The sequence below is a fragment of the Bacillus cereus group sp. BfR-BA-01330 genome, assembly GCF_022663885.1.
GTDB classification, from domain to species: Bacteria; Bacillota; Bacilli; order Bacillales; family Bacillaceae_G; genus Bacillus_A; species Bacillus_A cereus.
Map to the genome: position 1 here is coordinate 46669 of NZ_JAKUGK010000012.1, position 25675 is coordinate 72343.

Genomic DNA, 25675 nt, shown 5'->3' on the forward strand with positions numbered 1-25675 from the left:
AAACATAATATTTCAATTTTCAAGAGGGAAAATGCGGAATAAAAACCACTTCTAAACCTCTAGGAGATAGTGATACAATGTCAAATGGGGGGAGGGTATGAACTATGGTTAATCAACGTATAAAGGAAATAACACTAATTACAATTGGTTCATTATTATTCGCAATTGGTATTAATTACTTTGCAATTCCAAACCGTTTATCGGAAGGTGGAATTATTGGTTTAACGGTTGTTACGTACTACTTATTTGATTGGTCACCAGGAATTGTGAACTTTGCTATAAATGCAATTTTACTAGCTGTTGGTTATAAATTTTTTGATAAGAAAACAATGATTTATACAATTTTAGGGATTGTAGAAACATCTTTGTTTTTATACGTTACAGAACATATTGAGTATCATGTAAATAGTGATACATTATTAGCAGCTTTATTTGCTGGTTTATTTGTGGGAATTGGATTAGGTTGTATGTTCAAAGCCGGAGGTACATCGGGAGGATCAGCAATCTTAGCTCAGTTAGCAAATCAATATTTAGGTTGGAGTGTAGGTAAAGGCGTACTAATTATTGATATTGTTGTAATTGCTGGTTCTGTATTTATAATAGGGCAAGAAAAGGCGATGTATACACTTGTGGCTGTGTTCATTGGAGCGAAGGTGATTGATTTCATTGTAGAAGGAATGGACACAAAAACGGCTGTTACGATTATTTCGAATCAACCAGATTTAATTCGTGAAGCTATTACGAAAAATATGACACGCGGTGTTACTGTATTAGAAGGGCGCGGCGGATATACTGGTAAAAATAAAGAAGTTTTATATGTTGTTATTAATAAACAAGAGCTTGTTAAGTTAAAACAAGTTATTAGCCGGGTAGATGAAGATGCTTTCGTTGTTATACATGATGTACGTGATGTACTTGGCGGTGGCTTTAAAGCAAGCTAAAAGGTGAACGAGTAAATTCGTTCACCTTTTTTAATTCTTACAAAAATGTAAGTGTAATGTAATGAGATTCAATAGTAGATTTTATTCCCCCTTTTTAAAATGGATGTATATATATCCTGCAGAGGAGGAATGTTTATTATGAAGAAAAAAATGATCACTACTATAATAGCGATGATAGTGATAGTAGTAATGTTACTGCCTACGAAACTTGGACCAGTTATCGATAAATATAATCCATTTTATAAGACGAAAGAATACTATACGGTTGTGAATACAATTGGTCAGCATATTGGTGATGAGTGGTATGAATATGAATTTATTGCATTCGATGAACGTGGTAGAGAGCAGAAAATAAAGAAAACGGTTAAGCATATGTTAAAGAGAGATGAAGCATTAAAGGTTTTTGCAAAAGGACGTTACGGTGAATCGATTGAAGAGATTGAGGTTGCAAATATTCCTATAAATGCGAAGAGCAAACTTTTAACGATGAGATAGTGAAATATACCCCCGGCTATTTTTTGTCGAAAATAAAAATACTGGGTAAGGGTATTTTTGAGATTAACAAAAAAGCCTTAGTCCATATAGACTAAGGCTTTTTTATTATATAAAGGGGAAGGGGGTACATTGTAGTAGCATGGGTGAAAGGTATAAGAAGAGTAGCTACTAGCAATGTAATTTGGTTATGTGAGTGTTCTTCTTATTTGGCTTACTTTCTAACTTTATTGTACGAAATATAAGTAAGGGGAACTATCGAATTACATTACACATAACTTACAAACATGTAAGCCTTCTGTAATGTAATTCGATAGTTAAAAGATAGTAATTTTCATATAGTGTAACTAGAAAGTCTCAATGTATTACTTTCTGTTTGTAATGAAGAATGAAAAACCAACTAATTTTTAATAATCCTCATCTGAATAAAGATGGGGATCCTTTTTTAAACCTTACAACATTGTAAGGTTTACGTAAGTTAATTCGATAGTAAATTTGTCATATTTTTTGCATAATAGATACAGATAGAAAAATAATTAGGGATCTAGTAAGAAGGGAGAAGAATGGGATGCGTAAAGAAGAAGTAGTGAAGTTACCAATTAAAGATTTCTGTAGCTACTTTACTGTTGCCGTAGTGTGTATTGGATTATTTGATATCATAACAAACTTAATTGTTAAATAATATAGATGCTAAAACAAGAAAGGAAGTCCTTTCTTGTTTTTTTTATGGGGGCATAAAGATGAAATGGATTGATAGTCATATACATGTTGATCAATATAAGGATGAAGAGAAGAGCAGATTGCTGAAAGAGGTGGAAAATAGTAAGGAAATAAAGGGGCTTATTGCAGTATCTATGAATTATCAATCTTGTAAGGAAACGTTATCTTTAGCGAAGAAGTATCCCTTTATATATCCAGCGATAGGGTTTCATCCAGAGCAACAGATTCATAAAGGAGAGTGTGAACAGATTTATCAACTTATTGAACAGAACGCAGAGGAAATTGTTGCGATTGGTGAAGTAGGTTTGCCCTATTATTTGAGAAAAGAAGATGAAAGAATTGCTGCAGATCCATACATAGCTGTATTGAAAAAATTTATAGAACTAGCTAGTAAGTATAATTTGCCGATTGTATTACACGCAGTTTATGAAGATGTTGACATTGTATGTGATTTGCTAGAGAAATATAAAGTTTCACGTGCACACTTTCATTGGTTTAAAGGAAGCGATGAAACAATGAAACGGATGATGAGAAATGGTTATTATATTTCGATTACACCGGATGTTTTACATAAGGAGAAGATTAGAAAAATCGTTTCGTATTATCCGCTTGAATATATGATGGTAGAAACAGATGGTCCGTGGGAATTTCAAGAAGATGTTATAACGCACCCAAGAATGATTCGAGAGGTATTAAAGGAAATTAGTTCTATAAAAAACATATCCATTGATAAGGTCGCAGAAACAATATATGAAAATACAAGTCGATTTTATTTGAAAGGATAAGAGAATTATAGTTTTAATCATGTAACGGAAAAAGTAAAAGTTGAATTTATTTAATAAAATGCCACGGTTTGATATAGGACAAAAAACCACCAAGCGTTCCGCTCGGTGGTTTTGTATTAGGATTCTAATTTTTTCGCACGTTTTAATAATAAAAGAAAGACAATGATAACGAACCCTAGCATAAGGAAGAAGCCATATTGCTTTATATAATCAATTATGTCATTCGCACTGGTTGGTTTTTCAACGTGAATGCCGTCTTTATTCGTCGTAATATGAATATCTTTCATTTTTACTTCATTCTTTTCCTTTTGTAAATCAATCCATTCTATATTTGGAATACTTTCTAGATCCTTTAACACTTCTTTTAATGGTTTCGCACCTAAGTAAGGATGATAGAATGCACCAATAACTCCATCGGATAATTTAGAAACAGATAGAGCACGCTCTTTCATTTTAGCAGTAGTTTGTGGCGTATCTTCTTCAATAAATCCGACTGTTTCAGGCAATAGTTTCATTTCATGTAAAAATGATGGAGTACTTGTATAGTATGGTGAGTGCATGGATTTCCAAGTTGTATCATTTAACTGTAGCTGTCCTACATAAGTTGAAAAGTACCTTGATAATATTTCATATCCTTTTTGAGACATCGTGTAATGAGGTGCTTCAAAGGCAACAGGATATAGTTTAGCATCTACAAGTTCTTGAATTCCTTTTTCGATATGATCTTTCGTATATTTTTCCTCGAATTCTTCCCCTTTTTTTACATATTGGTTATATGACTCTATATTTGGAAAGTCATCTTTTGTCTTCGGTTTTTCATGCTTCGGTTGGCGAATTGGTTGATCTGTTTTTACATCCCAAAATTCAAAGCCTTCACCTGTTTCACTGTCATAAAATTGGTGAGTATAACCATGCATAATAATTGCTGCACCATCATCTTGCATAGAGCGTAAAAGATTAACTAGTTCTGGTTTATCTTTTAAATGTATTATCTTTCCTGTATCTGGATCTTTATATACCGGAATAACAGTAATCATGTAAGGCATCTTTTTCTCTTTTAGTAATTCAGCAATTTCTTTCAATTGATTTATATCTGCTGCGGGGTGAACATCCTCAAGGCGTAAATAAGCTTCAACTTTATTTTTCGTTGGTTTTTGGCTGAAATAAGAAAATAACATTTCACCGACGTAATGAGACATCCAGTCAAAGAGGTTAGGTGTTGCAACATAATAAGATGTTTCATGCTGAACGATTAGTGGGTTAGTGTTATTTGAGCTTAAGGCGTTAGCAAGCACAGTTCCATTCGTATCAAATGATTGAATTAATCGTTCCTCCTCTAAGGTATTTTTTAGCTTCTTGTCTGGATATTCAATTTTATTAACTCGTATATCATCACTATTCAAAGTAATGAAAGAAAAACGCTTAGATAATTGTTCAACATTTTGTCCTAATACTAATACAGGGCCGGAGAAGTTTTCTAGAAATTGTTTCGTTTCATCAGAAAACGCTTCTTTTGTTTCACCGATATAAACAATATGTGTATAGGAGGATACGTTATTAATTGAAGTTGCTTCTTTTAAGTTTTTTACGGTTATATCATTTGTAAAATGTCCTAATTGAGTATTAAGGATTTGGACATTATTTGAAAATTTATCGTCTTGTGTACTATACAAAACAAGTACTTTTGGTTTTGATGATGTTTGTGCAGAGGTGTAGGTAGGGATGAGTAGTAAAATGCTGAACAAGAGTGTTAGGCATTTTTTCATTTTGTATGCTCCTATTCTATATATAGAGTTCAGTTTACAATTATATACAATAAATGCGTTATAGTCTATGAAAGTTACATTTTTGCACGTATTTACCAGCTGTTTTTTCACAAAATCGGTCTAAAGCATGATGATAATATGTATAGTTATTTGCTATGATAAAAGAGTAATAGAATGTAGGTAATTGTAAAGGGAAGGCTGAAAGGGGACAAATTTCAGCGGAGAAAGAGGTAGAGGTAGTGAAGAAATTCTTTGTAGGATTTTTAGTTGTTCTTGGAGTATATTTATATTTCCAAGGAAAGTCTGAAGGAATGGATAAGCTAGTGAATGGAACAAGCTATGTTGATTCAGAAGAAGCAAAACAGATGAAACAAATCATTATAGAGGAAGCGAAGAAAGTAAATCTTCCAGAATGGATACCTCTTGCAATTGCCGAGCATGAAAGTCGATTAAATCCAAGAAGTGTTGGAGATAATGGAACTTCATTCGGATTGTTTCAACTACACCGCGGCGGCGGGCTTGCACCAGAGCATTTAACTGATGATGAGCTGAAAGATCCACGTACAAATGCGCAAATTGCAATGCCGCATTTAATGAAAGGATATAAGCGTGGGGTGCAAAAAGGTTTGACTGATTTTGCATTACTGAAATATATAGCGAATACATCTGGATGGCCAGGGAATTTAGGGCCAGAGTGGACGGATAATAACATGAAGTATAACATCGGATTAGAAGATGTGTACTATCGAAATAAAGGTGTAATAAAAGAGTAGGTTTTCTATACCTACTCTGTTTTTTTATGAATAATTTCATTCTTTTCTTTCGTGAAATACTGCGTGAGTTGTATTTTCACCTCTTCTAGTTTTGTAGAAACTTGCGGTATTTTATATCCTACATACAATGGTGAAACGACAAATCTAGGTACAACTTTACAAATAATTTTTCCATTTAAGTAATAGAAGAATAAGTTATAACTACTGCATCCTTTATGGAAATCTGTCAGTATGTAACGTACAGTTTGCTGAATGTAATTTGCCATTTCATCTATATATGAAATATTATCAATGATTATATTGAATTCAGTGAAGCCAATAATGGGACGCTCTGAAATATTAAGCTCAATGCGTTCATTTTTTTGAACAATTAACCCTTGGAAATTTTCTTCTTCAATATTTTCAAGATAATCTACATATTTCATTCCGATAATTTGCATGTGTGCATGATGCAAACTTCCACCTGAAAATGGACCGTGATTTTTATATAAAATCACAGATGCGAACTCTTCGTTCTTCTGTAAGTGTAACCAATGTTGAATAGAAAATTGCAGTAATTTTCTCATATGTTCTTTTGTATATGTTGCGATATGATCTTCGCAATTATCGGTTTCGATTAACACTGTTTGAAATGTATCTTGTAATGTAGGAAATTTATTTTTTAACCAAATAATAGAACCATCAGTTGCTAAAATATCCGTTAATTGTTCTTTATCGCAAAATGGACATGCAGCGCTTCTATTCCGAATACTTTCTGGTTTTTGTTTACCGATATCGTTTAAAAAATATAGTTGTTGTGTATCCATTTGTATATATGCCCCTTTAAAATATGTGTAAAAATCCCGCTTAATACATTCGGGAAAAGGAGAAGGAAATCCTCTAAAGGAATAGGGGAAAAATAAAAGACAAGATATCCTCATTACGATAGGGTACCTTGTCTTTTATTTTTTCTCTAATAGCGTGTATGGATAATATAGAACATTTTCATTATTTTTCTTTTTTCTCTTTTTTATTGTGTATAAGGTAATTGCTGTGCTTGCAATTATAATAATGGCTTTCTTCATATTCATATACCCCTTTTTATTGTTGGTTTAATTCTTGGCTAACTGCTTTTGCATCGACTAAAGCGTGTAAAATCATTTTCACCATGTTCATCATATTTCTTCACTCCTTTTTATAGTTCATTTAGTTCTTTTACAACTGCTTGTCCGTTCACTAATACCTCAAAGATTGCTTTTACGATTTCTTTTATCATGTTTGTTTCCTCCTTTTGTTTGTCTCGCTTGTTTACATCTTTATTGTATAGGGAGGCATCTTTTTGTACTATCGCTTTCCATTACGTGAACATAACAGTTTTGTAAGATTTGATGTCACTTATTGAAATGTTTAGTCTATCTTCATTATTTTCAGAAAAATGACTATTCAAACATGAAATTGGAAAGTATAATAAAGAAGTAAGTATTAAATTCCGTACGAAAGGGGTGAATGAGATGAAACGTTCTTTAGCTGCGCGTGCCAAATTTTTAGATTTTATCTATTTTTGTCGTGCGATTTTTCATGATGTAGTTGTTAACGGGATACGTATGCCCTTTTTTAACAATTGCATAGTGACTATTGAACGATAGAAATCTCTTCACCCATTTTTAATAAACGTGTGAAAAGGGAGCTATTTGGCTTCCTTTTTCTATGCCGAAAACCATGGGGAATGTTTCTTTCTCATGGTTTTTTATATTGAAAGGAGTACGGAAAATGACTATTTGTAGTGTAAATAATGTAACGAAATCTTTTGGTGGAAACATCATATTTGAAAATATATCGCTTGAAATAAAGAATGGTGAACGTGTTGGGTTAGTTGGTCGTAACGGTAGTGGGAAGACAACAATCTTTGGGCTTCTGACGGGAATGGAGAGTTTGGATGCAGGAGCCATCCATATGAAGAAAGGTACACGTATTGGTCATGTCGCACAAATTCCGAAGTTTGATGAGTTCATGACTGTATATGATGTATTGAGTTCCGCTTTTAAAGTAGAAAAGGAATTAGAAAAAGAAATGCATGCTCTAGAAAAAAATATGGCGGAGGAGCAGGAACAATCTTCTTTGCAAAAGCTAATGGAGAGGTACGGAATAATTCAAGAAAAATTTGCATTTCTCGGTGGTTATGAAATAGAGGCAAATATAATGAAGGTAGCAAATGGCTTACAAGTAACAGACTTATTTCCAAGAGTATTTACGGAATTAAGTGGAGGAGAACAGACGAAAGTAAGCCTTGCATATATGCTATTGCAGAAACCAGATTTACTTCTATTAGATGAACCAACAAATCATTTAGATTTGTTTGCAGTTGAATGGTTAGAGAAATTTTTAAAAGAATATAATGGAACAGTTATGGTTATTTCACACGATCGCTATTTCCTTGATGAAGTTGTAACGAAAATTTTTGATCTGGAAGATGGAGAGATTCACGTGTACCATACGAATTATTCTCAGTTCGTTGAGGAGAAGGAAGAAAGATTACTTCAAGAGTTTCAAGCTTATCAAGAGCAGCAAAAGAAAATAAAGAAAATGAAAGAAGCAATTAAGCGCCTACGTGAATGGGCAAATCAAGCGAATCCTCCGAATGAAGGATTGCATAAAAGAGCGAGGAATATGGAACGTGCGTTAGAGCGTATAGAGAAATTAAAGAGGCCGATTTTAGAAAGAAAACAGATGGGTCTTCAGTTTGAAGGGCAAGAGAGAAGCGGAAAAGATGTTGTTGTAATGAAAGAAGTGAGTAAAGGTTTTGCTGGCCGATCTTTATTTGAACAAGCGAATTTACATGTTCGTTTTCAAGAGCGTGCTGCTATCGTTGGTCGTAATGGTACAGGAAAGACTACATTATTAAAACTACTATTAGAAGAAATAAATCCAGACGTTGGTGAAATTCGAATTGGTAGTAGTGTCAAAATTGGTTATTTATCACAACATGCATATGAAAATATGAAGAGTAATGTATTGGAAGCATTCAGAGAGAATGTGGCTGTAACAGAGGGAGAAGCAAGACATATATTAGCTAAGTTTTTGTTTTATGGTCCAGCAGTATTTAAGAAAGTAACGCAACTTAGTGGTGGAGAAAAAATGAGATTAAGACTTGCGCAACTTATGTATCAAGACATCAATTTTCTAATTTTAGATGAGCCGACAAACCATCTTGATATTGAATCAAGGGAAGTTTTAGAGGAAGCCCTTGAGCAATATAATGGAACAATCCTAGCTGTTTCACATGATCGTTATTTTTTAAATAAGTTATTTGAAAAGACGTACTGGATTGATGAATGTAAATTATTTGAGTTTGCAGGAAACTATGCATGGGCTCGTCAAAAATGGGAAGAAAAGCTTGAGAAGCAAGTAATAAAGCAAAAACGCCAAGGGAGAAAGAGTGTTGAAATGGTTCCAGTAAAAGAGAAAAAAGCTAGGAATCTTGAAGAGATTGAAAATGAGTTAATGCATGTAGAAGAAGATATATATGCAATAGAATGTGAAATGGAACATGTAGCTGATGTTGAAAGACTTAAAAAATTATATGAGGAAAAAACGATGAAAGAGTTGTTACGAGCGAAGTTATATAGTGAGTTAGAGAATATTGTGGAGTAAAGAGTAGAAAGCCACTTCCTTTCAGTTTTGTTGGAGGAAGTGGCTTTTTTCATAATGATATTTTGCTTTAAAGATTAAATGAAGCGGTGTGTTTCACGTGAAACAGTAACTTAGATAAATCCGTGTTCCTCAATTTGCATAGTTTGTGAAACATATGAAAATGATAAGGTGAAAAAGAAATGTCATTAGTGGCTTTTCGATAGGAGTAATTACAAAAACAAAGGCTAATTATTTCCCGAGAGATAAAGTGAAACTTTAATCAGTGGGGGTTTTACTGCCCGGCAAATAGCGGAATAAATATGTGTAACAGAGACTAGTGAATGAAAACAAAAAGAGAGCAAAGTTACAGCTTTACGCGCTGAACTCTGCTCTCTTTTTGCGTGGCATCTTCTCTCGTTGAAATTATAATAGCGATCCCGAGCATGATAAAAAAAGCTAAAAAGAGGACGAACTTTGGGAAGAACGGGAATAGTAATAGCGCTCCGACTATCATAATTGTTAATAATACGTAGTGCAGGACGTATTGGAATAGGTTGTCCATATTTTCGCCCCCTTTTTGGTAATTGGTTATTAGTATTCTATGTTTCATGCTGAAGGAATAGAAGTAGATTTTTAAGTTTTAATACGAATTATAGCTGAGTTTTCTTAAAGTATAAATGTAGAGTGATAATTTTGGAAAAATTCTCAAAATATTTATTTAGAAAGAATTGACAAAACATAATGAACGATATAAGCTAATAACCATAAAGTCTACCGGAAAGGTCGGAATAAGATTGTTACCCCTCAAAAACATCTATTTTTTTACGATTAAAACCGACTTTTCCGATTGGCTATAAATGTTGCTGTGGGAGGCATACATAAGGTAATTCGTTCAGAGGGTATAATCATAAAAAGTTAGGGTGGGGACAATGAAGAAAAAGACAAAAAAATGGGCTGGTGTATTTTCGGTATTAATGAGTAGTTCGCTTGTGTTGTCTGCTTGTGGGGGACAGGAGGACGCGGCTTCTACAGAGCCGGTTAAACAGCAGGATTTAAAAAATGTGAAAATTGAAAAGATCGCTGCGACAGATAAAACGAAAGTGCCAGACAAAGCGAAGAATAGAAAAGATACGTTAGTAGTTGGTATTAGTAAGCCAGGCGGCGTATTTTTGCCATACTTCCAACAAAATGGTTGGGATGGAAACGTAACTTCAGTTATTTTTGCATCTCTCGTATCAACCGATAAACAAGGGAAACCAATTCCAGAATTAGCTGAGAAGTGGGACGTTTCTTCTGATCAGTTAACATATACATTCCATTTACGTAAAGATTTGAAATTTAGTGATGGATCGCCATTAACGGCGGATGATGTAGCTTTCACATTGACGCTTTTACATGATAAGGCATATGAAGGTGAAGTAGATATCTCTCAATATGCGGTTAAAGGTGGTAAAGAATATAAGGAAGGAAAAGCAACTTCAATTGAAGGTATTCAAGTTGTTGATCCACAAACAATTAAAATTACAACTGAAAAAGTGAATTCACAAGCTATATTTGTTTTAGGAGGTACAGTACTATCAAAAGCTTATTATGGAAAAGATTATAAGCAAAATACAAGCTTAGATTACTTAAAAGATTTATATGGAAAGCCATTAGCTGCGGGTCCATATAAATTTGAAAAGTATATTCCAGGTCAAGAAGTTCGTTTTGTAGCAAACGAAAATTATTATGCGGGTAAACCAAAAATTCAAAACTTCATTTATAAAATTACTTCTGGTGATACGAAGCTTCAGTTATTCCAAACAGGAGAAGTTGACCATACTGGCTTAGGTACTGGTGATGAGGTTCTTGAACAGGCTAAGGCTTTAGAATTCGCCAATATCCAAATCGAAACAGCACCGTCATTTAGTTATATTTATATGAATAATAATAAGCCTTACTTAAAGGATAAAAAGGTTCGCCAAGCACTTATTTACGGATTAGACCGCAAAAAATATGTTGATACAGCGTTAAAAGGATACGGTACAGTAGCCAATGTACCAATTCATCCAACTTCTTGGGCTTATACGGAAGAAGGAGTTAATAAATACGAATACGATAAAGAAAAAGCGAAAAAATTATTAGATGAAGCAGGGTGGAAAGTTGGTTCGGATGGAATTCGTGAAAAAGATGGTCAAAAATTAAAACTTTCTTATTTCGGTCCAAGTTCGGCTAAAGATAGTGATTTATTAATTCCGATTGCGAAAGAGAATTATAAAGAAATAGGTGTAGAGTTTAATCCTGAATTTATGGACTTTAATACGATGCTTTCTAAGGTAAACAAAGGGGATTATGATTTAGCTTCTGTTTCGACACCGATTACAAGTGATCCGAGTGAAACAGCTGGTGAATATTTGTCTACTGCAAATGAAACTAGTCTTGGTTATAAGAATGCAAAAGTAGATGAGCTAATTCAAAAAGGTATTGAAACTGTAGATATCGAAAAGCGTAAACCTATTTATAAAGAATTGTATAAAGAATTAAGTGATGATCCACCAGTAATTCTATTAAACTACCGTAGAACAATTACTGGTTATAACGGGAATATAAAAGGAATTGATCCTGAAAAGTACAACAGTATTAGTGCAAACTTACCAGTATTATCATTTGAAAAATAACGATAAGAATGTATAAGTAGAAGACATTTTTTCATTCGGTTAGTAATGTGCCGCTTTGAAAAAATGTTCTTCTATTTTAAGCATAAGATTGGAGAGAAAAAGGGTGAAAACATATATTGTTCGTAGGTTGTTACAAATGATTCCTACACTGCTTGGTACATCAATTATTATCTTCGTCCTGTTCGCACTTCTTCCTGGGGATTATATTGATTCAAACCCGAAAATTACACCGGAAAGAGCAGCTGAACTGAGGGAGTTATATGGGTTGAACAAACCAATTGTTGAGCGTTATTTTCATTGGTTAGGTAATGCATTGCAAGGGGACTTTGGCTTCTCACTTCAATATCAAGAGCCTGTAACGTCATTATTAAATAAATTTATTTGGAATTCCTTTAGTGTAGCAATTATTGCATTGTTTTTTATTTGGCTAATTGCACTTATTATCGGTGTATTCTCGGCGACGAAGCAACATTCTTTATTCGATAAACTTGTAACAATCGGTGTTTTTGCAGCAATGTCATTCCCTTCATTCTTTATCGGTTTGTTTTTAATTAAGGTGTTTGCGGTTGACTTTAAGTTATTACCGATAGGTGGAATGATTGATGTTGGCAGTAATTCAACAGGATTTGCTTACGTGATAGAAGTTGCAAAACATATGATTTTACCAGTATTTATTTTGACACTTCTTGGGGTCGGCTCGCTAACTCGTTATTTTAGAACAAGTATGTTAGAGGTTGTAAGACAAGATTACATACGAACAGCAAGAGCGAAAGGTTTGAAGGAGAAGACGGTTATTTATAAGCATGCATTAAAAAATGCAATTTTACCGGCAATTACGTTATTAGCATTTGAATTACCTGGATTGTTTTCTGGGGCAATTATTATTGAACAAATTTTTAACTGGCCAGGGATTGGTAATATTCAATTAGAAGCATTAAATTTCCGTGACTATACAGTATTGATGGCATTTACGATGTTTCTTTCTTGTTTAACAATCGTTTCAAACTTTTTAGCAGATATCGTATATGCAGTTGTTGATCCAAGAATTCGGTTGAAGTAAGGGGGGGAAAGAAATGGAGACTGTTACAGTAATTACAGAAAAAAAAGAAAAAAAGAGAAGAAATGAATCATCACCATGGCGACAAGCTTTTAAAAAGATAAAGAAAAATAAGATGGCACTTGTAGGGTTTTATGCATTAATTTTTATGTTTTTATTTTGTTTTATCGGTCCGTTCTTTTCTCCATATGCATCAGGAAAAATACAAGTTGCGCTCATTAACAAACCACCTAGTTTTTCTCATTGGCTTGGTACAGATCAATTAGGAAGAGATATTTTAACAAGGCTTATGCAAGCGGGACGTATTTCATTAACCATTGGTTTAGCTTCAATGGTTTTATCGGTTATACTTGGAGCTTTATTAGGAGCGATTGCAGGTTTTTATCGTGGTATTGTGGACAATATTATTATGCGACTTGCAGATATTTTAATGTCGATGCCAGGATTACCGTTACTTATTATAATGGGTGCGATTTTATCAGAGTGGAAAGTACCGTCTGATTATCGTTTGTATGTCATTATGATTATTTTAAGTTTAGTAGGTTGGCCAGGGCTTGCACGCCTTGTAAGAGGGCAAATTTTATCACTTAGGGAGCAAGCATTTATGCAAGCTGCGGATGTGTTAGGAATAAAAGATTACCGGAAAATTATATATCACTTAATACCTAATGTTTTACCCATTTTAATTGTCGTATCTACATTAGGTGTTGCAGGTTCTATTTTGGGAGAATCCGCACTAAGTTACTTAGGTCTCGGAGTCGTTCCACCTACACCATCATGGGGGAACATGATTAGCGCAGCTAACTCATTAATCGATTTCCAAAAGCGTCCATGGTTATGGATTCCGCCTGGTTTTGCAATCTTTATAACAGTTGTATCAATTAATTTACTTGGTGATGCACTTCGTGATGCATTAGATCCAAAGATGAGACGGTAGGTGAGGAGATATGAGTAAAGCGGTAATAGAGCTGAAAGATTTACAAACACACTTTCAGACAGAAGAAGGGACAGTAAAAGCTGTGAATCATGTTAGTTTTTCTGTTCGAGAAGGTGAAACTGTTTGTGTTGTAGGTGAATCTGGTTGCGGAAAAAGTGTAACGGCGTTATCTGTTATGGGACTTATTGCTGAATCAGGCAGTGTAGTAGGTGGAGATATTTTATATGAAGGAAAAAGTCTTTTAGGAATGAAAGAGAAAGAGCTTCGTAGTTTACGAGGGAATGATATTGCGATGATTTTCCAAGAACCGATGACATCGCTAAACCCCGTCTTCACTGTAGGAGAGCAAATTGTAGAAACGTTAAGGGAGCATGAATTACTTAGTAAAAATGAAGCATATAAGAAGGCAATTGAGTTAATTCGTAAAGTTGGCATAGCCCGCGCTGATGAAATCGTCCATTCTTATCCGCATGAACTGAGTGGCGGGATGTTACAACGTATTATGATTGCTGTTGCACTTAGTTGTAATCCTAAGTTATTAATTGCGGATGAACCAACAACAGCTCTTGATGTTACTATTCAGGCTCAAATATTGGATCTACTAAGACAAGTGAAAGAAGAATTTAAAACGTCGATTTTATTAATTACACATGACTTAGGTGTCGTAGCGGAAATGGCTGATTATGTTGTCGTTATGTATGGCGGGAAAGTTATTGAAGAAGCCCCAGTACTAGAGATATTCCAAAATCCAAAACATCCTTATACGAAAGGATTATTGAAATCAAAACCAGTAATGGGAAAACGAATAGATAAACTATATTCTATTCCAGGGCAAGTTCCGAATTTAGTTGGTTTAGGTGAGTTTTGCTACTTTAGTGGGCGTTGTGAGCATTGTATGGAAATATGTGGAAAAGAAGCCCCAAATCTAAATGTAAATGATGAAAATCATAAAGTAGCTTGCTGGCTATATGAGGAGCGTGCGGAACAATGAGTGAACCATTATTAGAGGTGAAAAATCTAAAGACATATTTTCCAATTAAGGGTGGCGTATTTAGTAGAACAATTGGGCATGTAAAAGCGGTTGATGGAGTAAGTTTTACTATTAATAAAGGTGAAGTGTTTGGTCTCGTTGGCGAATCAGGGAGCGGAAAAACAACAATAGGAAAAACAATTTTACGCCTCGTTCAAAAAACGGAGGGAGAAGTGAAGTTTAAAGGGAAAGATGTTCATTCTTTATCCAAGGATGAATTAAGAAAACATCGCCCTAATATGCAGCTCGTTTTCCAAGATCCATTTAGCTCATTAAATCCGAGAATGAGAATTGGAGAAGCGCTTGGAGAGCCAATGTTGGCCCACGGATTAGCGACGAAAGAAAATGTTCGTGAAAAGGTAATTGAAGTATTGGAGTTATGTGGGTTAGCTCCTTATCATATTGACCGGTATCCCCATGAGTTTTCTGGTGGACAACGTCAGCGTATCGTAATCGCAAGAGCTATGGTATTAAATCCGGAATTTATTGTAGCTGATGAACCTGTGGCGGCACTAGATGTATCTATCCAAGCACAAATTATTAATTTATTTAGTGAGTTACAAGAGAAAAAGGGATTATCTTATTTATTCATTTCGCATGATTTAAGTGTAGTAGAACATTTATGTACGAAAATCGGAATTATGTATTTAGGTACGATTGTGGAGACAGCACCGCGTGATGAGTTATTTACCAATCCGCTACATCCTTATACGAAAGCATTGTTATCAGCTGTTCCAATACCAGATCCAACAGTGAAGCGAGAGCGAATTATACTAGAAGGGGATATTCCAAGTCCAGCAAATCCACCTTCGGGCTGTCGTTTTCATACACGTTGCCCATTTGCGACGGATGTTTGTAAAAAAATAGTACCAGAATTCCATAATGTTGGTGCAGAGCATTTTGTTGCTTGTCATCACGTATAAAAAAGGACTCTTTCAAATTGAAAGAGTCCTTTTTTTATTTAATAGATGAAGTTTGTTTCAATACAAATTGCTCGATTGCGTGAGCAACACCATGTTCATTGTTTGTTAGTGTTACAACATCACATAGCTTTTTTACATCTTCTTCAGCGTTGCCCATTGCAACAGATAAGCCTGCTACTTCTAACATCGGTACATCATTAAAATTATCACCAATAGCAACTGTATCTTCAATAGGGATATTAAAATGAGCTGCCATCTGCTGTATCCCGTTTCCTTTATGTCCATTCTTATCCATAATTTCTAAGTTAGTAGGAGCCGATGCTGTAACCATAATATCAGCATCTTCTTGTAATATACTTAATAGTTGTGCGCGATGCGCTGCATTAAACGTTAAAATGAAGAATTTAGATATTTCTAGTTCTTGGTTATTTACAACATCTTCTATTTTTTTGAAATCAGTAATTAGGTTCGATTTCTTTTGCTTTTCTGTAATTCGTTCAAGTTCCTCTAATGTAACATCAAGCGCATGCTTATTTTCTTCGAATGCTTGCATCACTTGATCTTGCCATGTATATGGAGAATAAACTCCTTTATTCGTATATAGCTTATATGGGAAACCTTCAGATTCTAGTAATTTTGCAAGTTTGTACACTTTGTCGTTTTGTATACAACGCGAGTTAATTACTTTTCCATCCACATAAACAATAGCCCCATTGCTTGCTCCGACTGGAAGAGATAATTTATATTCTTCCAATAGCTTTAAAGCATCCTCTTTCGCACGACCAGAACAGATCATTACAATATGACCAGCTTCTTGTGCAGTTTGGATTGCTTGTAGGTTTTCTTTGGAGATTTCAAGATTAGATGATAGTAGTGTACCATCCATATCTAATGCGATTAATTTCAAAATGACCACCTCTTTGTTTTTATTATACATAGTTATATAGAGGAAACATATAAACTTATCTTGGAAAGACGGTATTTTATCTCATATTAAAAGTAAGTAAAGATTAGATAGGTTTAGTGTCACTAAATAAACGATTTGTAACAAAAATAGAGAGGGATATGACGACATTTCACTTTATGACTGTAATGTTACACGAATGTTACAAACGTGAACTAAGTGAAAAACGCATTAAATAAAGGTTTTTGAGGGTTATTATAAAAAAACGTAAAAAAAGTGTAATAAATTTTACGTAATTATATTGCAACGTAATAATAGTTATGTTACATTAATGTTACAAACGTTACGTTATCAAATTTAATGTAACGTTAACATGAAAACTATGAAATAAACATTTCTTAGAAATTACATATAGATAACTTATAAAAAGGGAGGATAAATGATATGAAAGAGCAAGTATTACAAGTAACAAAAGGTGATTTCGTAGGATCAGCAAGTGGAGCGGTAGTATTAACAGCATTAATCGTATTTCTATCAAGCGTATTAGTATAATAGAAGCTTTGTAACAAAAGAAAAGGAAGGGAGAATGAAAGATATGAAAGAGCAAGTATTACAAGTAACAAAAGGTGACTTCGTAGGATCAGCAAGTGGAGCAGTAGTATTAACAGCGTTAATCGTATTTCTATCAAGCGTATTAGTATAATAGAAGCTTTGTAACAAAAGAAAAGGAAGGGAGAATGAAAGATATGAAAGAGCAAGTATTACAAGTAACAAAAGGTGACTTCGTAGGATCAGCAAGTGGAGCGGTAGTATTAACAGCATTAATCGTATTTTTATCAAGTGTATTAGTATAATAGAAGTTTTAAATCAAACAAAAAAGGAAGGAGAATGAGGGATATGAACAGTGAACAAGTGTTTCAAGTAACAAAAATAGATTTATTAGGATCCTTAGGTGGAGCGGTAATATTAACATCATTTATTCTATTCCTTGCAAATGTATTAGTATGAGATATATAAATACAATCATTCAAAAAAAATAAAGACTCTAACGTATTAGTAAGTAGTTAATATGTTGGAGTCTTTTTTATATTCTTCTTATATCCCCTCAAGTATTAAAGTTACCTCATTATCCAGCATGCATGGCTAATTAAACGTTGCGGTTGAAACTTGATTCAACGAATAATCAAAAATCCACTGAATAAAATCCCGCTTTATTTCAAAGAGAAAAAAGTCGAATTTTATATGTAAGAAAAAAAGAGGAATTTGACAGAAAAGATAGAAAATTTTAAAGGTCAGAATTTGTTAGCTTGCTAACTAATTTCTATTAATTAACGTTGGAAGCGTTTTCGGTTGGTTTTAAGTATGGACCATTTAATCTATTTACAGGGGGATGAAGATATTATGAAACAAAAATCTATGGATACGCTAGCTGCACAAATGGAGGACTTTTTTCCAGTACGTGATGTAGATCATTTGGAATTTTACGTAGGGAATGCAAAGCAATCGAGTTATTATCTTGCGAGAGCGTTCGGATTCAAAATTGTGGCTTACTCTGGATTAGAAACTGGAAACCGTGAAAAGGTATCTTATGTTCTTGTGCAAAAAAATATGCGTTTCGTTGTGTCTGGAGCTTTAAGTAGTGAAAATCGTATTGCAGAGTTTGTAAAGACTCATGGTGATGGCGTGAAGGATGTGGCACTACTTGTTGATGATGTTGATAAAGCATACTCAGAAGCAGTGAAACGTGGTGCCGTCGCAATTGCTCCACCGCAGGAATTAACAGATGAGGACGGTACATTGAAAAAAGCAGTTATTGGTACGTATGGTGATACAATTCATACGCTTGTAGAGCGTAAAAATTATAAAGGGGCATTTATGCCAGGATTCCAAAAGGTAGAATTTAATATTCCATTTGAAGAGTCTGGTTTAATTGCTGTTGATCATGTAGTTGGTAATGTTGAAAAAATGGAAGAGTGGGTTAGTTATTACGAGAATGTTATGGGCTTTAAACAAATGATTCATTTTGATGATGACGATATTAGTACAGAGTATTCGGCGTTAATGTCGAAAGTTATGACGAATGGAAGTCGTATTAAGTTTCCTATTAACGAACCAGCAGACGGAAAGAGAAAGTCACAAATTCAAGAGTATCTAGAATTCTATAATGGAGCTGGTGTACAACATCTTGCTTTATTAACAAGTGATATTGTTAAAACAGTTGAAGCGCTTCGTGCAAATGGGGTGGAGTTTTTAGATACACCTGATACTTATTATGATGAGTTAACTGCACGAGTTGGAAAAATCGATGAAGAAATTGATAAGTTAAAAGAATTAAAGATTTTAGTAGATCGTGATGATGAAGGTTACTTACTACAAATCTTTACGAAACCAATTGTAGATCGCCCGACTTTATTTATTGAAATCATTCAACGTAAAGGTTCTCGTGGATTTGGTGAAGGAAACTTTAAAGCGTTATTCGAATCAATTGAAAGAGAACAAGAGCGTCGCGGAAACTTATAAGATTTATATCCACCAGCAAAAGTCCCTTTGCTGGTGGAAATTTCATTTTTATAAGGAGGAATCAGGATGAAATTTGTTACATTTTGTCTTCCTTCAAAAGAACTACGGGCTGGATGGCTTGAAGGTGACAAAGTAATAGATATGAATCTTGCTAGTGAAGGGAAAATCCCTTCTTCTATGATGGCTTTTTTAGAGAAAGCGGATGAGTATGTAGAAGTAGTGCGGAATATTAAGAATCCAAATAAGGGTATATATGCTTTAGAAGAAGTACAATTGACAGCTGCTCTTCCTAATCCGAGTAGTATTCGAGATTTTTACGCATTTGAACAACATGTAAAAACAGCTCGCGGACGAAGAGGATTAGATGTTGTGCCCGAATGGTATGATATTCCGGTTTTTTATTTTACTAATCATCGTGCTGTAATTGGTTCCGGTGATTTTGTAATTGGTCCGAAAAAGTCTAAAAAGCTTGATTATGAGTTGGAGATTGCTTGCGTAATGGGAAAAGAAGGGCGAAATATTTCTCGTGAGCAAGCAGAGGAATATATTTTTGGTTATTGTATTATGAACGACTGGAGTGCGAGAGACTTACAAGCAACAGAAATGAAAGTAGGTCTCGGTCCAGCGAAAGGAAAAGACTTTGCAACTTCTTTAGGAGCACATCTTGTTACGAAAGAGGAATTAGACGTTTATCGTAATGGTGATCGATATAATTTAGAAATGACTGCTCATGTAAATGGAAAACTATTATCAAAAGGAAACTTCCAAGATATTTATTATACATTTGCTGAAATGATTGAACGTGCTTCAGAGGACGTTACGTTATATCCAGGAGATGTGATTGGTTCTGGGACAGTAGGAACAGGATGTATTTTAGAACTGGGTACAGAAGAGTGGCTACAAGATGGAGATGTTGTAGAACTGTCGATTACTGGTTTAGGTACACTACGTAATACGATCAAAAAAGAAAAGGAAGCGGGTGATGGGCATGTTTTATCGTCACATGGGAGAACTACCTCATAAACGACATGTACAATTTCGTAAAAAAGATGGATCGCTTTATCGTGAACAGGTAATGGGAACAAAAGGTTTTTCTGGTACGCAGTCTATTTTGTATCATCATTATATGCCAACAGAAGTAGGTCATTCTGCATTATCGCATTCTTGTCAGTTGCAGTATGAAGAGGATGTTGCTCTTTCTCATCGCCACTTTCGAACGAAAGAAAGTAAAAAAAGTGGTGATGCAATAAGTGGACGGAATTTCATACTTGGAAATGAAGATTTATTAATTGGAGTAGTGAGTCCAACAGAAAAAATGGATTATTTCTATCGTAATGGTGATGGCGACGAAATGTTATTTGTTCATTATGGAACAGGGAAAATTGAAACGATGTTTGGAACGATTCACTATAGAAAAGGCGACTATGTAACGATCCCAATTGGAACGATTTATCGTGTTATTCCAGATGAAGGAGAGACTAAGTTTCTTGTTGTAGAGGCGAATAGCCAAATTACAACGCCGCGTCGTTATCGAAATGAATACGGACAATTGTTAGAACATAGTCCGTTTTGTGAAAGAGATCTTCGTGGTCCAGAAAAATTAGAGACATATGATGAAAAAGGCGAGTTTGTCGTAATGACAAAATCAAGAGGCTATATGCATAAACATGTTTTAGGACACCACCCGTTAGATGTTGTGGGATGGGATGGCTATTTATATCCGTGGGTATTTAATGTAGAGGATTTTGAACCAATTACAGGGCGCATTCATCAGCCACCGCCAGTACATCAAACATTTGAAGGACATAATTTTGTTATTTGCTCTTTCGTACCACGTTTATACGATTATCATCCAGAGTCAATTCCGGCACCATATTATCATAGTAATGTTAATAGTGATGAAGTTCTTTACTATGTAGAAGGAAACTTTATGAGTCGCAAAGGTGTGGAAGAAGGTTCTATTACACTTCATCCGAGCGGGATTCCCCATGGACCGCATCCGGGGAAAACAGAGGCAAGTATAGGGAAGAAAGAGACGCTTGAATTAGCTGTTATGATAGACACATTCCGTCCGCTTCGTATTGTAAAACAAGCACATGAAACAGAAGATGAAAAGTATATGTATAGCTGGATTGAACAAGGTTCATATACTGTGAAATAAGTAAAAAAGGCATGCTCTCAATAAGGGGGCATGCCTTTTTCACGGAATCGACATGTATAATAATACCAAAAAAATAATGGGAAGATATATAGAAAGAATAATAAGGATTGTGCATATTCAGAAGAATTTCTACTTGTTTCGACAAAAGTATTGACTAGGAAAAGCGTAATGAGTAAAATAAAAAAGCGAATTAAAAATTTTCAGAAAATTTAAAACTTGGAGGAGTGAAAGATGAAGCAAATTTTTCAAAAGAAGCCAATTGCAAAGTTAATGCAAGAAAGTAAGCAAAAAACGTTAGCAAGAACATTGGGCGCGCTAGATTTAACTATGCTTGGAATCGGAGCAATTGTTGGAACTGGTATTTTTGTTCTAACGGGTGTTGTGGCAGCGAAACATTCTGGGCCAGCTATTATATTATCATTTGCGATTGCCGCTCTAGCTTGTGCCTTTGCTGCATTTTGTTATGCTGAATTTGCTTCTTCAGTTCCTGTCTCGGGCAGTGTGTATACGTATACATACGCGACGATGGGGGAAGTATTCGCATTTTTAATTGGCTGGGACTTAATGCTGGAATATTTACTTGCTACATCTGCTGTAGCGAACGGTTGGTCTGCATATTTTCAATCTTTATTAAAGGGGTTTGGAATTCATATTCCGACTATTCTCTCCTCGGCTCCTGGTACAGGTAAGGGTGGAATAATTGATCTACCTGCAGTTCTAATTATTTTAGTGATGACAGTTCTTTTATCTAGGGGTGTTCGTGAAAGTGCACGAGTAAATAACATTATGGTATTTATTAAAATAGCAGTTGTTCTTATTTTTATCTTTGCTGGTTTTAATTATGTGAAACCTGAAAACTGGACGCCTTTTATGCCATTTGGTTTAGATGGTGTAATGGCTGGAGCGGCTACAGTATTCTTCGCATTTATAGGATTTGATGCAGTTTCAACAGCGGCAGAAGAAGTGAAACGTCCGCAACGTGATTTACCAATTGGTATTATTGCATCGTTATTAATTTGTACAGTTCTTTATATCGTTGTTTCGCTTATTTTGACAGGAATTGTTCCATACGGACAGCTAAATATATCAGATCCAGTTGCTTTTGCACTTCAATTTATTGGACAAGATGGTTTAGCGGGGGTAATTTCAGTAGGAGCAATTACAGGGATTACAACAGTAATGCTAGTTATGATGTATGGGCAAGTTCGTGTTTCTTATGCGATGAGCCGAGATGGTTTACTGCCGAAACGTCTTGCTAAAGTTCATCCGAAATTTAAAACGCCATTTTTAAATACATGGACAACGGGAATTATTGCGGCACTGATTTCAGGATTAATAGATTTAAATGTTTTAGCACATCTTGTAAATATGGGGACATTGTCAGCATTTGCACTCGTAGCTGTTGCGGTAATCGTAATGAGAAGAACACATCCAGACTTACCAAGGGCATTTAAGGCTCCGCTTGTACCATTTTTACCAGCATTAACAGTGATCTTCTGTTTATACTTAATGCTTCAATTATCGGGGACAGCATGGATTAGTTTTGGGATATGGATGGTTATTGGTATAGCGGTTTACTTCTTATATAGCCGAAAACATAGTGCTTTAAATAATAGTAAAAAAGAAGAAGATGTTGCAAATTTATAAGTGAAAAAATCCATTCTAATTCTGTTAGAATGGATTTTTTTATTTGAAAATTTACATTTTTCTGAACTTATTATAAGATAATTGTTGGCTAACTAAAGGGGTGAAATGATGAAAAATACGTGGCGTGAGTTAAGGGAGATGGACCGTAACGTATGGATTCGATTTATTGGAGAGACGTTAAATGGAATTGCAATGATGATGTTAATGCCTTTTTTTGCATTATATTTAAAAGATAAGGTAGATTCGTTGTTGGAAGTTGGGGTTATTATGGCGCTTTCTCCAATTGCTGCAAGTTTTGGATCACTTATAGGAGGGAGAATTGCTGACATATATGGAAGAAAGCCTATTATGATATTTTCTATGGCAAGTAATGCATTATTAATGCTCGGTTTTCTATTTATAGAAGGGTTTATTCCATATGCAATTTTATCTATTTTTTTAGGGTTGAGTAATTCTTTATTTCACCCAGCTGCATCAGCTATGGTCGCGGATGTAACGGCACCAGAAAAAAGAACAGAGGCATATGGTTTATTACGAATGGGACACAATATAGGTGCTGCGATTGGTCCGATAATGGGAGCATCAGTAGTTGTGTTGTCAAAGAACCTTGTGTTTATTATTGCCTCTTCTACAATGCTATTTTATGCGTTACTTGTATTACTTCTTATTCAAGAGACGATGCCAAAGAGGACAGATAAGGAAGAACATAAAGAAAAGGAATCTGGGGCAGTTTGGAAAATTGTAATGCGAGATAAGGCATTAATGATTTACTTATTAGCAGGTATTATCATTTCGATGGGGTTTTCTCAAACGGAAGGCATGTTGCCACTACATTTTGATAATGAAATGAAGCGTATTTTTGGAACGAACAATCCATATCCATATTTAATGGCGTTAAACGGACTATTAGTTGTTTTATTCCAGTTTCAAATTTCAAAATGGGCTACGGATAAACCAGTTGGGAAGACGATGTTATATGGTGCATGTTTATTCGGGATTGGATTATTTTTTATAGGGTGGTTACCGAAGTGGTTTGGAGAATTTAATACAAATGCTACAATTATTTTAATAACACTACTGTTCGTTTATGCTTTATATACGTTAGGTGAAATGATTATGTCGCCTGTACAGATGACATTTGTAGCAAATTTGGCCCCTGAGCATTTGAGAGGGACTTATATGGGAGCTGCAAGTTTGCAGTGGATTACAGGAAGCGCATTTGGTCCACTTTTGGGCGGTTTTTTATTAGATCGATTACTTGGTCACTTTCTATTTACAATTTTAGCTGTAGGATGTGTAGTTGCAGGTATTGTATATGTTTCTTTAGATCGCCTTGTTGAGCAAAGGCAAAAAGACACACTAACCAAACAATCTTCTTAGTGAATAGATGACATACACAAAAAAGGGGATTTCTACATATTTTAGGTACATAACTAGATTAGATTGCCATTTTATTTTGTGTTGCTATATAGAAAATGAAATGAAAAACCAATAAGTGATGTTATTTAATTATTTATGGAAGTTACATTTTATTTCAAATAGGAACTACCTATTTTTATAAAAAGTGCTAAAATAGAAAAATGAAAACAATTGGTTAGGGTGATTTCATTGACGAAAATTAAATTAGGTTTATTATATGGTGGAAAATCAGCTGAGCATCAAGTTTCGCTACAGACGGCTCTTGCTGCTATTAAAGCGTTAAATCAAGATAAATTCGAGATTCATCCAATTTATATTACAGAACAAGGTCAATGGGTACGCGGTGAGCGTATTGAAGGCGAAGTAACAGATGTTGAAGCTTTAAAAATGAGCGGTGCAGAAAATGCGATTTCTCCGTTATCATTAAGTACAGAAATTATCCCATCTGCAGCTTCTGAGGAGAACGCTATTGACGTTATTTTCCCATTACTACATGGACCAAACGGTGAAGATGGAACGGTTCAAGGACTATTAGAATTAATGAATATCCCTTATGTAGGAAATGGTGTTCTAGCATCATCTGCTGGTATGGATAAAGTTGTTATGAAAAACATCTTTGCAGAGGCTGGTTTAAAACAAGCAAAATATGCATCCTTCATTCGTAGTGCATGGGAAAAAAATCGTGAGGAAGCTTATTCTAAAGTAGAAGATAAGTTAGGATATCCTTGCTTCGTAAAACCAGCGAACCTTGGTTCAAGTGTTGGTATTAATAAGTGTAAAAATCGTGAAGAACTTGAGGATGCATTTGTAGAGGCATTCCAATTTGATCGCAAAATTATTGTAGAAGAAAATATTGTAGGTCGTGAAGTAGAAGTTGGGGTACTAGGTAATGATGAGCCGAAATGTTCAGTTGTAGGTGAAATCGTTCCGAAAAAGGACTTCTATGATTATAAGTCGAAATATATCGATGGTGATACGGCGCTAATTATTCCAGCTGAAATGACAGAAGAAGAATCTAATGTAATTAAGCGTGATGCGATTATTGCATTCCAATCATTAGACGGTGCAGGTTTAACGCGAGCTGATTTCTTCTTAACGAAAGATGGAGAAGTGTATATTAACGAAGTAAACACAATGCCAGGATTTACACCGTTCAGTATGTTCCCTCTATTATGGCAACATACTGGGTTACCGTATCCAGAATTAATCGAAGAGCTAATTCGTTTAGCGATTGAACGTCACGAAGAAAAACAAAAAATTAAATATACAATCTAACAAAAAAGGAGGAAGCACTATTCATAGGAATAGTGCTTCCTCTATGTAAGGAGCGTTTA

At 34.8% G+C, this 25675-nt stretch carries 26 protein-coding genes; 21 read left to right on the plus strand and 5 right to left on the minus strand.

The genetic code is table 11. The annotated features are described in order from the left end of the window. The first annotated feature begins 104 nt into the window (after positions 1-104). The 3 genes from MR112_RS26525 (at position 105) to MR112_RS26535 (ending at position 2938) form a co-directional block, all read left to right on the plus strand. Positions 105-941 (plus strand): YitT family protein, encoded by an 837-nt coding sequence (locus MR112_RS26525; RefSeq protein ID WP_000248045.1) that lies wholly within the window; start codon positions 105-107, stop codon positions 939-941. A 138-nt stretch (positions 942-1079) separates the two neighbouring features. Then, complete coding sequence (locus MR112_RS26530) at positions 1080-1436, plus strand: YxeA family protein (RefSeq protein ID WP_000728422.1); 357 nt, start codon at positions 1080-1082, stop codon at positions 1434-1436. 737 nt (positions 1437-2173) lie between these two features. Continuing rightward, complete coding sequence (locus MR112_RS26535) at positions 2174-2938, plus strand: TatD family hydrolase (protein WP_242245687.1); 765 nt, start codon at positions 2174-2176, stop codon at positions 2936-2938. Positions 2939-3054: 116 nt separating this feature from the next. Here MR112_RS26535 and MR112_RS26540 read toward each other — a convergent pair whose 3' ends face one another. Beyond that, positions 3055-4704 carry a DUF2334 domain-containing protein gene (locus MR112_RS26540; RefSeq protein WP_242245692.1) on the minus strand — a complete coding sequence of 550 codons (1650 nt, stop codon included), beginning with the start codon at positions 4702-4704 and terminating at the stop codon, positions 3055-3057. Between the two features lie 239 nt (positions 4705-4943). Here MR112_RS26540 and MR112_RS26545 point away from each other — a divergent pair, with 239 nt between their 5' ends. Continuing rightward, complete coding sequence (locus MR112_RS26545) at positions 4944-5477, plus strand: transglycosylase SLT domain-containing protein (RefSeq protein WP_000713249.1); 534 nt, start codon at positions 4944-4946, stop codon at positions 5475-5477. Between the two features lie 11 nt (positions 5478-5488). Here MR112_RS26545 and MR112_RS26550 read toward each other — a convergent pair whose 3' ends face one another. Both MR112_RS26550 and MR112_RS26555 read right to left on the minus strand, forming a co-directional pair. Continuing rightward, the gene (locus MR112_RS26550; RefSeq protein WP_025710407.1) at positions 5489-6283 is read right to left on the minus strand and encodes a DUF4931 domain-containing protein; all 795 of its coding nucleotides are present in this window, start codon (positions 6281-6283) and stop codon (positions 5489-5491) included. 135 nt (positions 6284-6418) lie between these two features. Next, on the minus strand, positions 6419-6547 hold the full coding sequence (locus tag MR112_RS26555; RefSeq protein WP_002023099.1) for a hypothetical protein: 129 nt from the start codon (positions 6545-6547) through the stop codon (positions 6419-6421). Between the two features lie 420 nt (positions 6548-6967). On the opposite strand from MR112_RS26555, the gene MR112_RS28845 reads away from it, so the two are divergent. Further along, positions 6968-7102: an RAxF-45 family protein gene (locus MR112_RS28845; protein WP_000830643.1), complete on the plus strand. Its 135-nt coding sequence runs from the start codon at positions 6968-6970 to the stop codon at positions 7100-7102. A 124-nt stretch (positions 7103-7226) separates the two neighbouring features. After that, the gene (abc-f, locus tag MR112_RS26565; RefSeq protein ID WP_242245695.1) at positions 7227-9107 is read left to right on the plus strand and encodes a ribosomal protection-like ABC-F family protein; all 1881 of its coding nucleotides are present in this window, start codon (positions 7227-7229) and stop codon (positions 9105-9107) included. Positions 9108-9450: 343 nt separating this feature from the next. Here the strand turns inward: abc-f and MR112_RS26570 are convergent, their stop codons facing one another. Beyond that, positions 9451-9648, minus strand: a complete 198-nt coding sequence (locus tag MR112_RS26570; RefSeq protein ID WP_000369254.1) for a hypothetical protein — start codon at positions 9646-9648, stop codon at positions 9451-9453. A 367-nt stretch (positions 9649-10015) separates the two neighbouring features. Between MR112_RS26570 and MR112_RS26575 the strand changes: the two genes are divergently transcribed. The 5 genes from MR112_RS26575 (at position 10016) to MR112_RS26595 (ending at position 15690) form a co-directional block, all read left to right on the plus strand. Then, positions 10016-11743 (plus strand): ABC transporter substrate-binding protein, encoded by a 1728-nt coding sequence (locus MR112_RS26575; RefSeq protein ID WP_000730692.1) that lies wholly within the window; start codon positions 10016-10018, stop codon positions 11741-11743. 103 nt (positions 11744-11846) lie between these two features. Further along, positions 11847-12803, plus strand: coding sequence for an ABC transporter permease (locus tag MR112_RS26580; protein ID WP_000860748.1), 957 nt, complete (start codon positions 11847-11849; stop codon positions 12801-12803). Positions 12804-12816: 13 nt separating this feature from the next. Next, complete coding sequence (gene opp4C, locus MR112_RS26585; protein ID WP_000451077.1) at positions 12817-13737, plus strand: oligopeptide ABC transporter permease; 921 nt, start codon at positions 12817-12819, stop codon at positions 13735-13737. A 10-nt stretch (positions 13738-13747) separates the two neighbouring features. Next, a complete protein-coding gene (locus MR112_RS26590; RefSeq protein ID WP_173601048.1) occupies positions 13748-14728 on the plus strand; it encodes an ABC transporter ATP-binding protein in 981 nt (326 codons plus the stop codon). Beyond that, entirely contained in the window at positions 14725-15690 is a 966-nt protein-coding gene (locus tag MR112_RS26595; RefSeq protein ID WP_088344232.1) for an ABC transporter ATP-binding protein, read from the plus strand. The genes MR112_RS26590 and MR112_RS26595 overlap by 4 nt, the downstream gene beginning before the upstream one ends. Positions 15691-15724: 34 nt before the next feature. On the opposite strand, the gene MR112_RS26600 is transcribed toward MR112_RS26595, so the two are convergent. Beyond that, positions 15725-16597 (minus strand): Cof-type HAD-IIB family hydrolase, encoded by an 873-nt coding sequence (locus MR112_RS26600; RefSeq protein WP_000766420.1) that lies wholly within the window; start codon positions 16595-16597, stop codon positions 15725-15727. A gap of 441 nt (positions 16598-17038) precedes the next feature. On the opposite strand from MR112_RS26600, the gene MR112_RS26605 reads away from it, so the two are divergent. The 10 genes from MR112_RS26605 to MR112_RS26650 all read left to right on the plus strand — a co-directional run bounded on the left by MR112_RS26605 (position 17039) and on the right by MR112_RS26650 (position 25616). Beyond that, the gene (locus MR112_RS26605; RefSeq protein ID WP_000664237.1) at positions 17039-17146 is read left to right on the plus strand and encodes a DUF3948 family protein; all 108 of its coding nucleotides are present in this window, start codon (positions 17039-17041) and stop codon (positions 17144-17146) included. Between the two features lie 34 nt (positions 17147-17180). Then, on the plus strand, positions 17181-17297 hold the full coding sequence (locus MR112_RS26610; protein ID WP_000654250.1) for a DUF3948 family protein: 117 nt from the start codon (positions 17181-17183) through the stop codon (positions 17295-17297). 34 nt (positions 17298-17331) lie between these two features. Beyond that, positions 17332-17448, plus strand: coding sequence for a DUF3948 family protein (locus MR112_RS26615; protein WP_000654250.1), 117 nt, complete (start codon positions 17332-17334; stop codon positions 17446-17448). Positions 17449-17491: 43 nt separating this feature from the next. Beyond that, the gene (locus MR112_RS26620) at positions 17492-17602 is read left to right on the plus strand and encodes a DUF3948 family protein (protein ID WP_001083689.1); all 111 of its coding nucleotides are present in this window, start codon (positions 17492-17494) and stop codon (positions 17600-17602) included. 393 nt (positions 17603-17995) lie between these two features. Next, positions 17996-19114 (plus strand): 4-hydroxyphenylpyruvate dioxygenase, encoded by a 1119-nt coding sequence (gene hppD, locus MR112_RS26625; RefSeq protein WP_000810922.1) that lies wholly within the window; start codon positions 17996-17998, stop codon positions 19112-19114. A 66-nt stretch (positions 19115-19180) separates the two neighbouring features. Further along, entirely contained in the window at positions 19181-20137 is a 957-nt protein-coding gene (locus MR112_RS26630; RefSeq protein WP_000673988.1) for a fumarylacetoacetate hydrolase family protein, read from the plus strand. Beyond that, on the plus strand, positions 20103-21275 hold the full coding sequence (locus MR112_RS26635) for a homogentisate 1,2-dioxygenase (RefSeq protein ID WP_013141710.1): 1173 nt from the start codon (positions 20103-20105) through the stop codon (positions 21273-21275). Before MR112_RS26630 ends, MR112_RS26635 begins: the two co-directional genes overlap by 35 nt. Positions 21276-21506: 231 nt before the next feature. Continuing rightward, complete coding sequence (locus MR112_RS26640; RefSeq protein ID WP_000809361.1) at positions 21507-22922, plus strand: branched-chain amino acid transporter BcaP; 1416 nt, start codon at positions 21507-21509, stop codon at positions 22920-22922. 108 nt (positions 22923-23030) lie between these two features. After that, positions 23031-24302 carry an MDR family MFS transporter gene (locus MR112_RS26645; protein ID WP_000799721.1) on the plus strand — a complete coding sequence of 424 codons (1272 nt, stop codon included), beginning with the start codon at positions 23031-23033 and terminating at the stop codon, positions 24300-24302. A gap of 228 nt (positions 24303-24530) precedes the next feature. Beyond that, a complete protein-coding gene (locus tag MR112_RS26650) occupies positions 24531-25616 on the plus strand; it encodes a D-alanine--D-alanine ligase (RefSeq protein WP_000161427.1) in 1086 nt (361 codons plus the stop codon). The last annotated feature ends 59 nt before the right edge of the window (positions 25617-25675 follow it).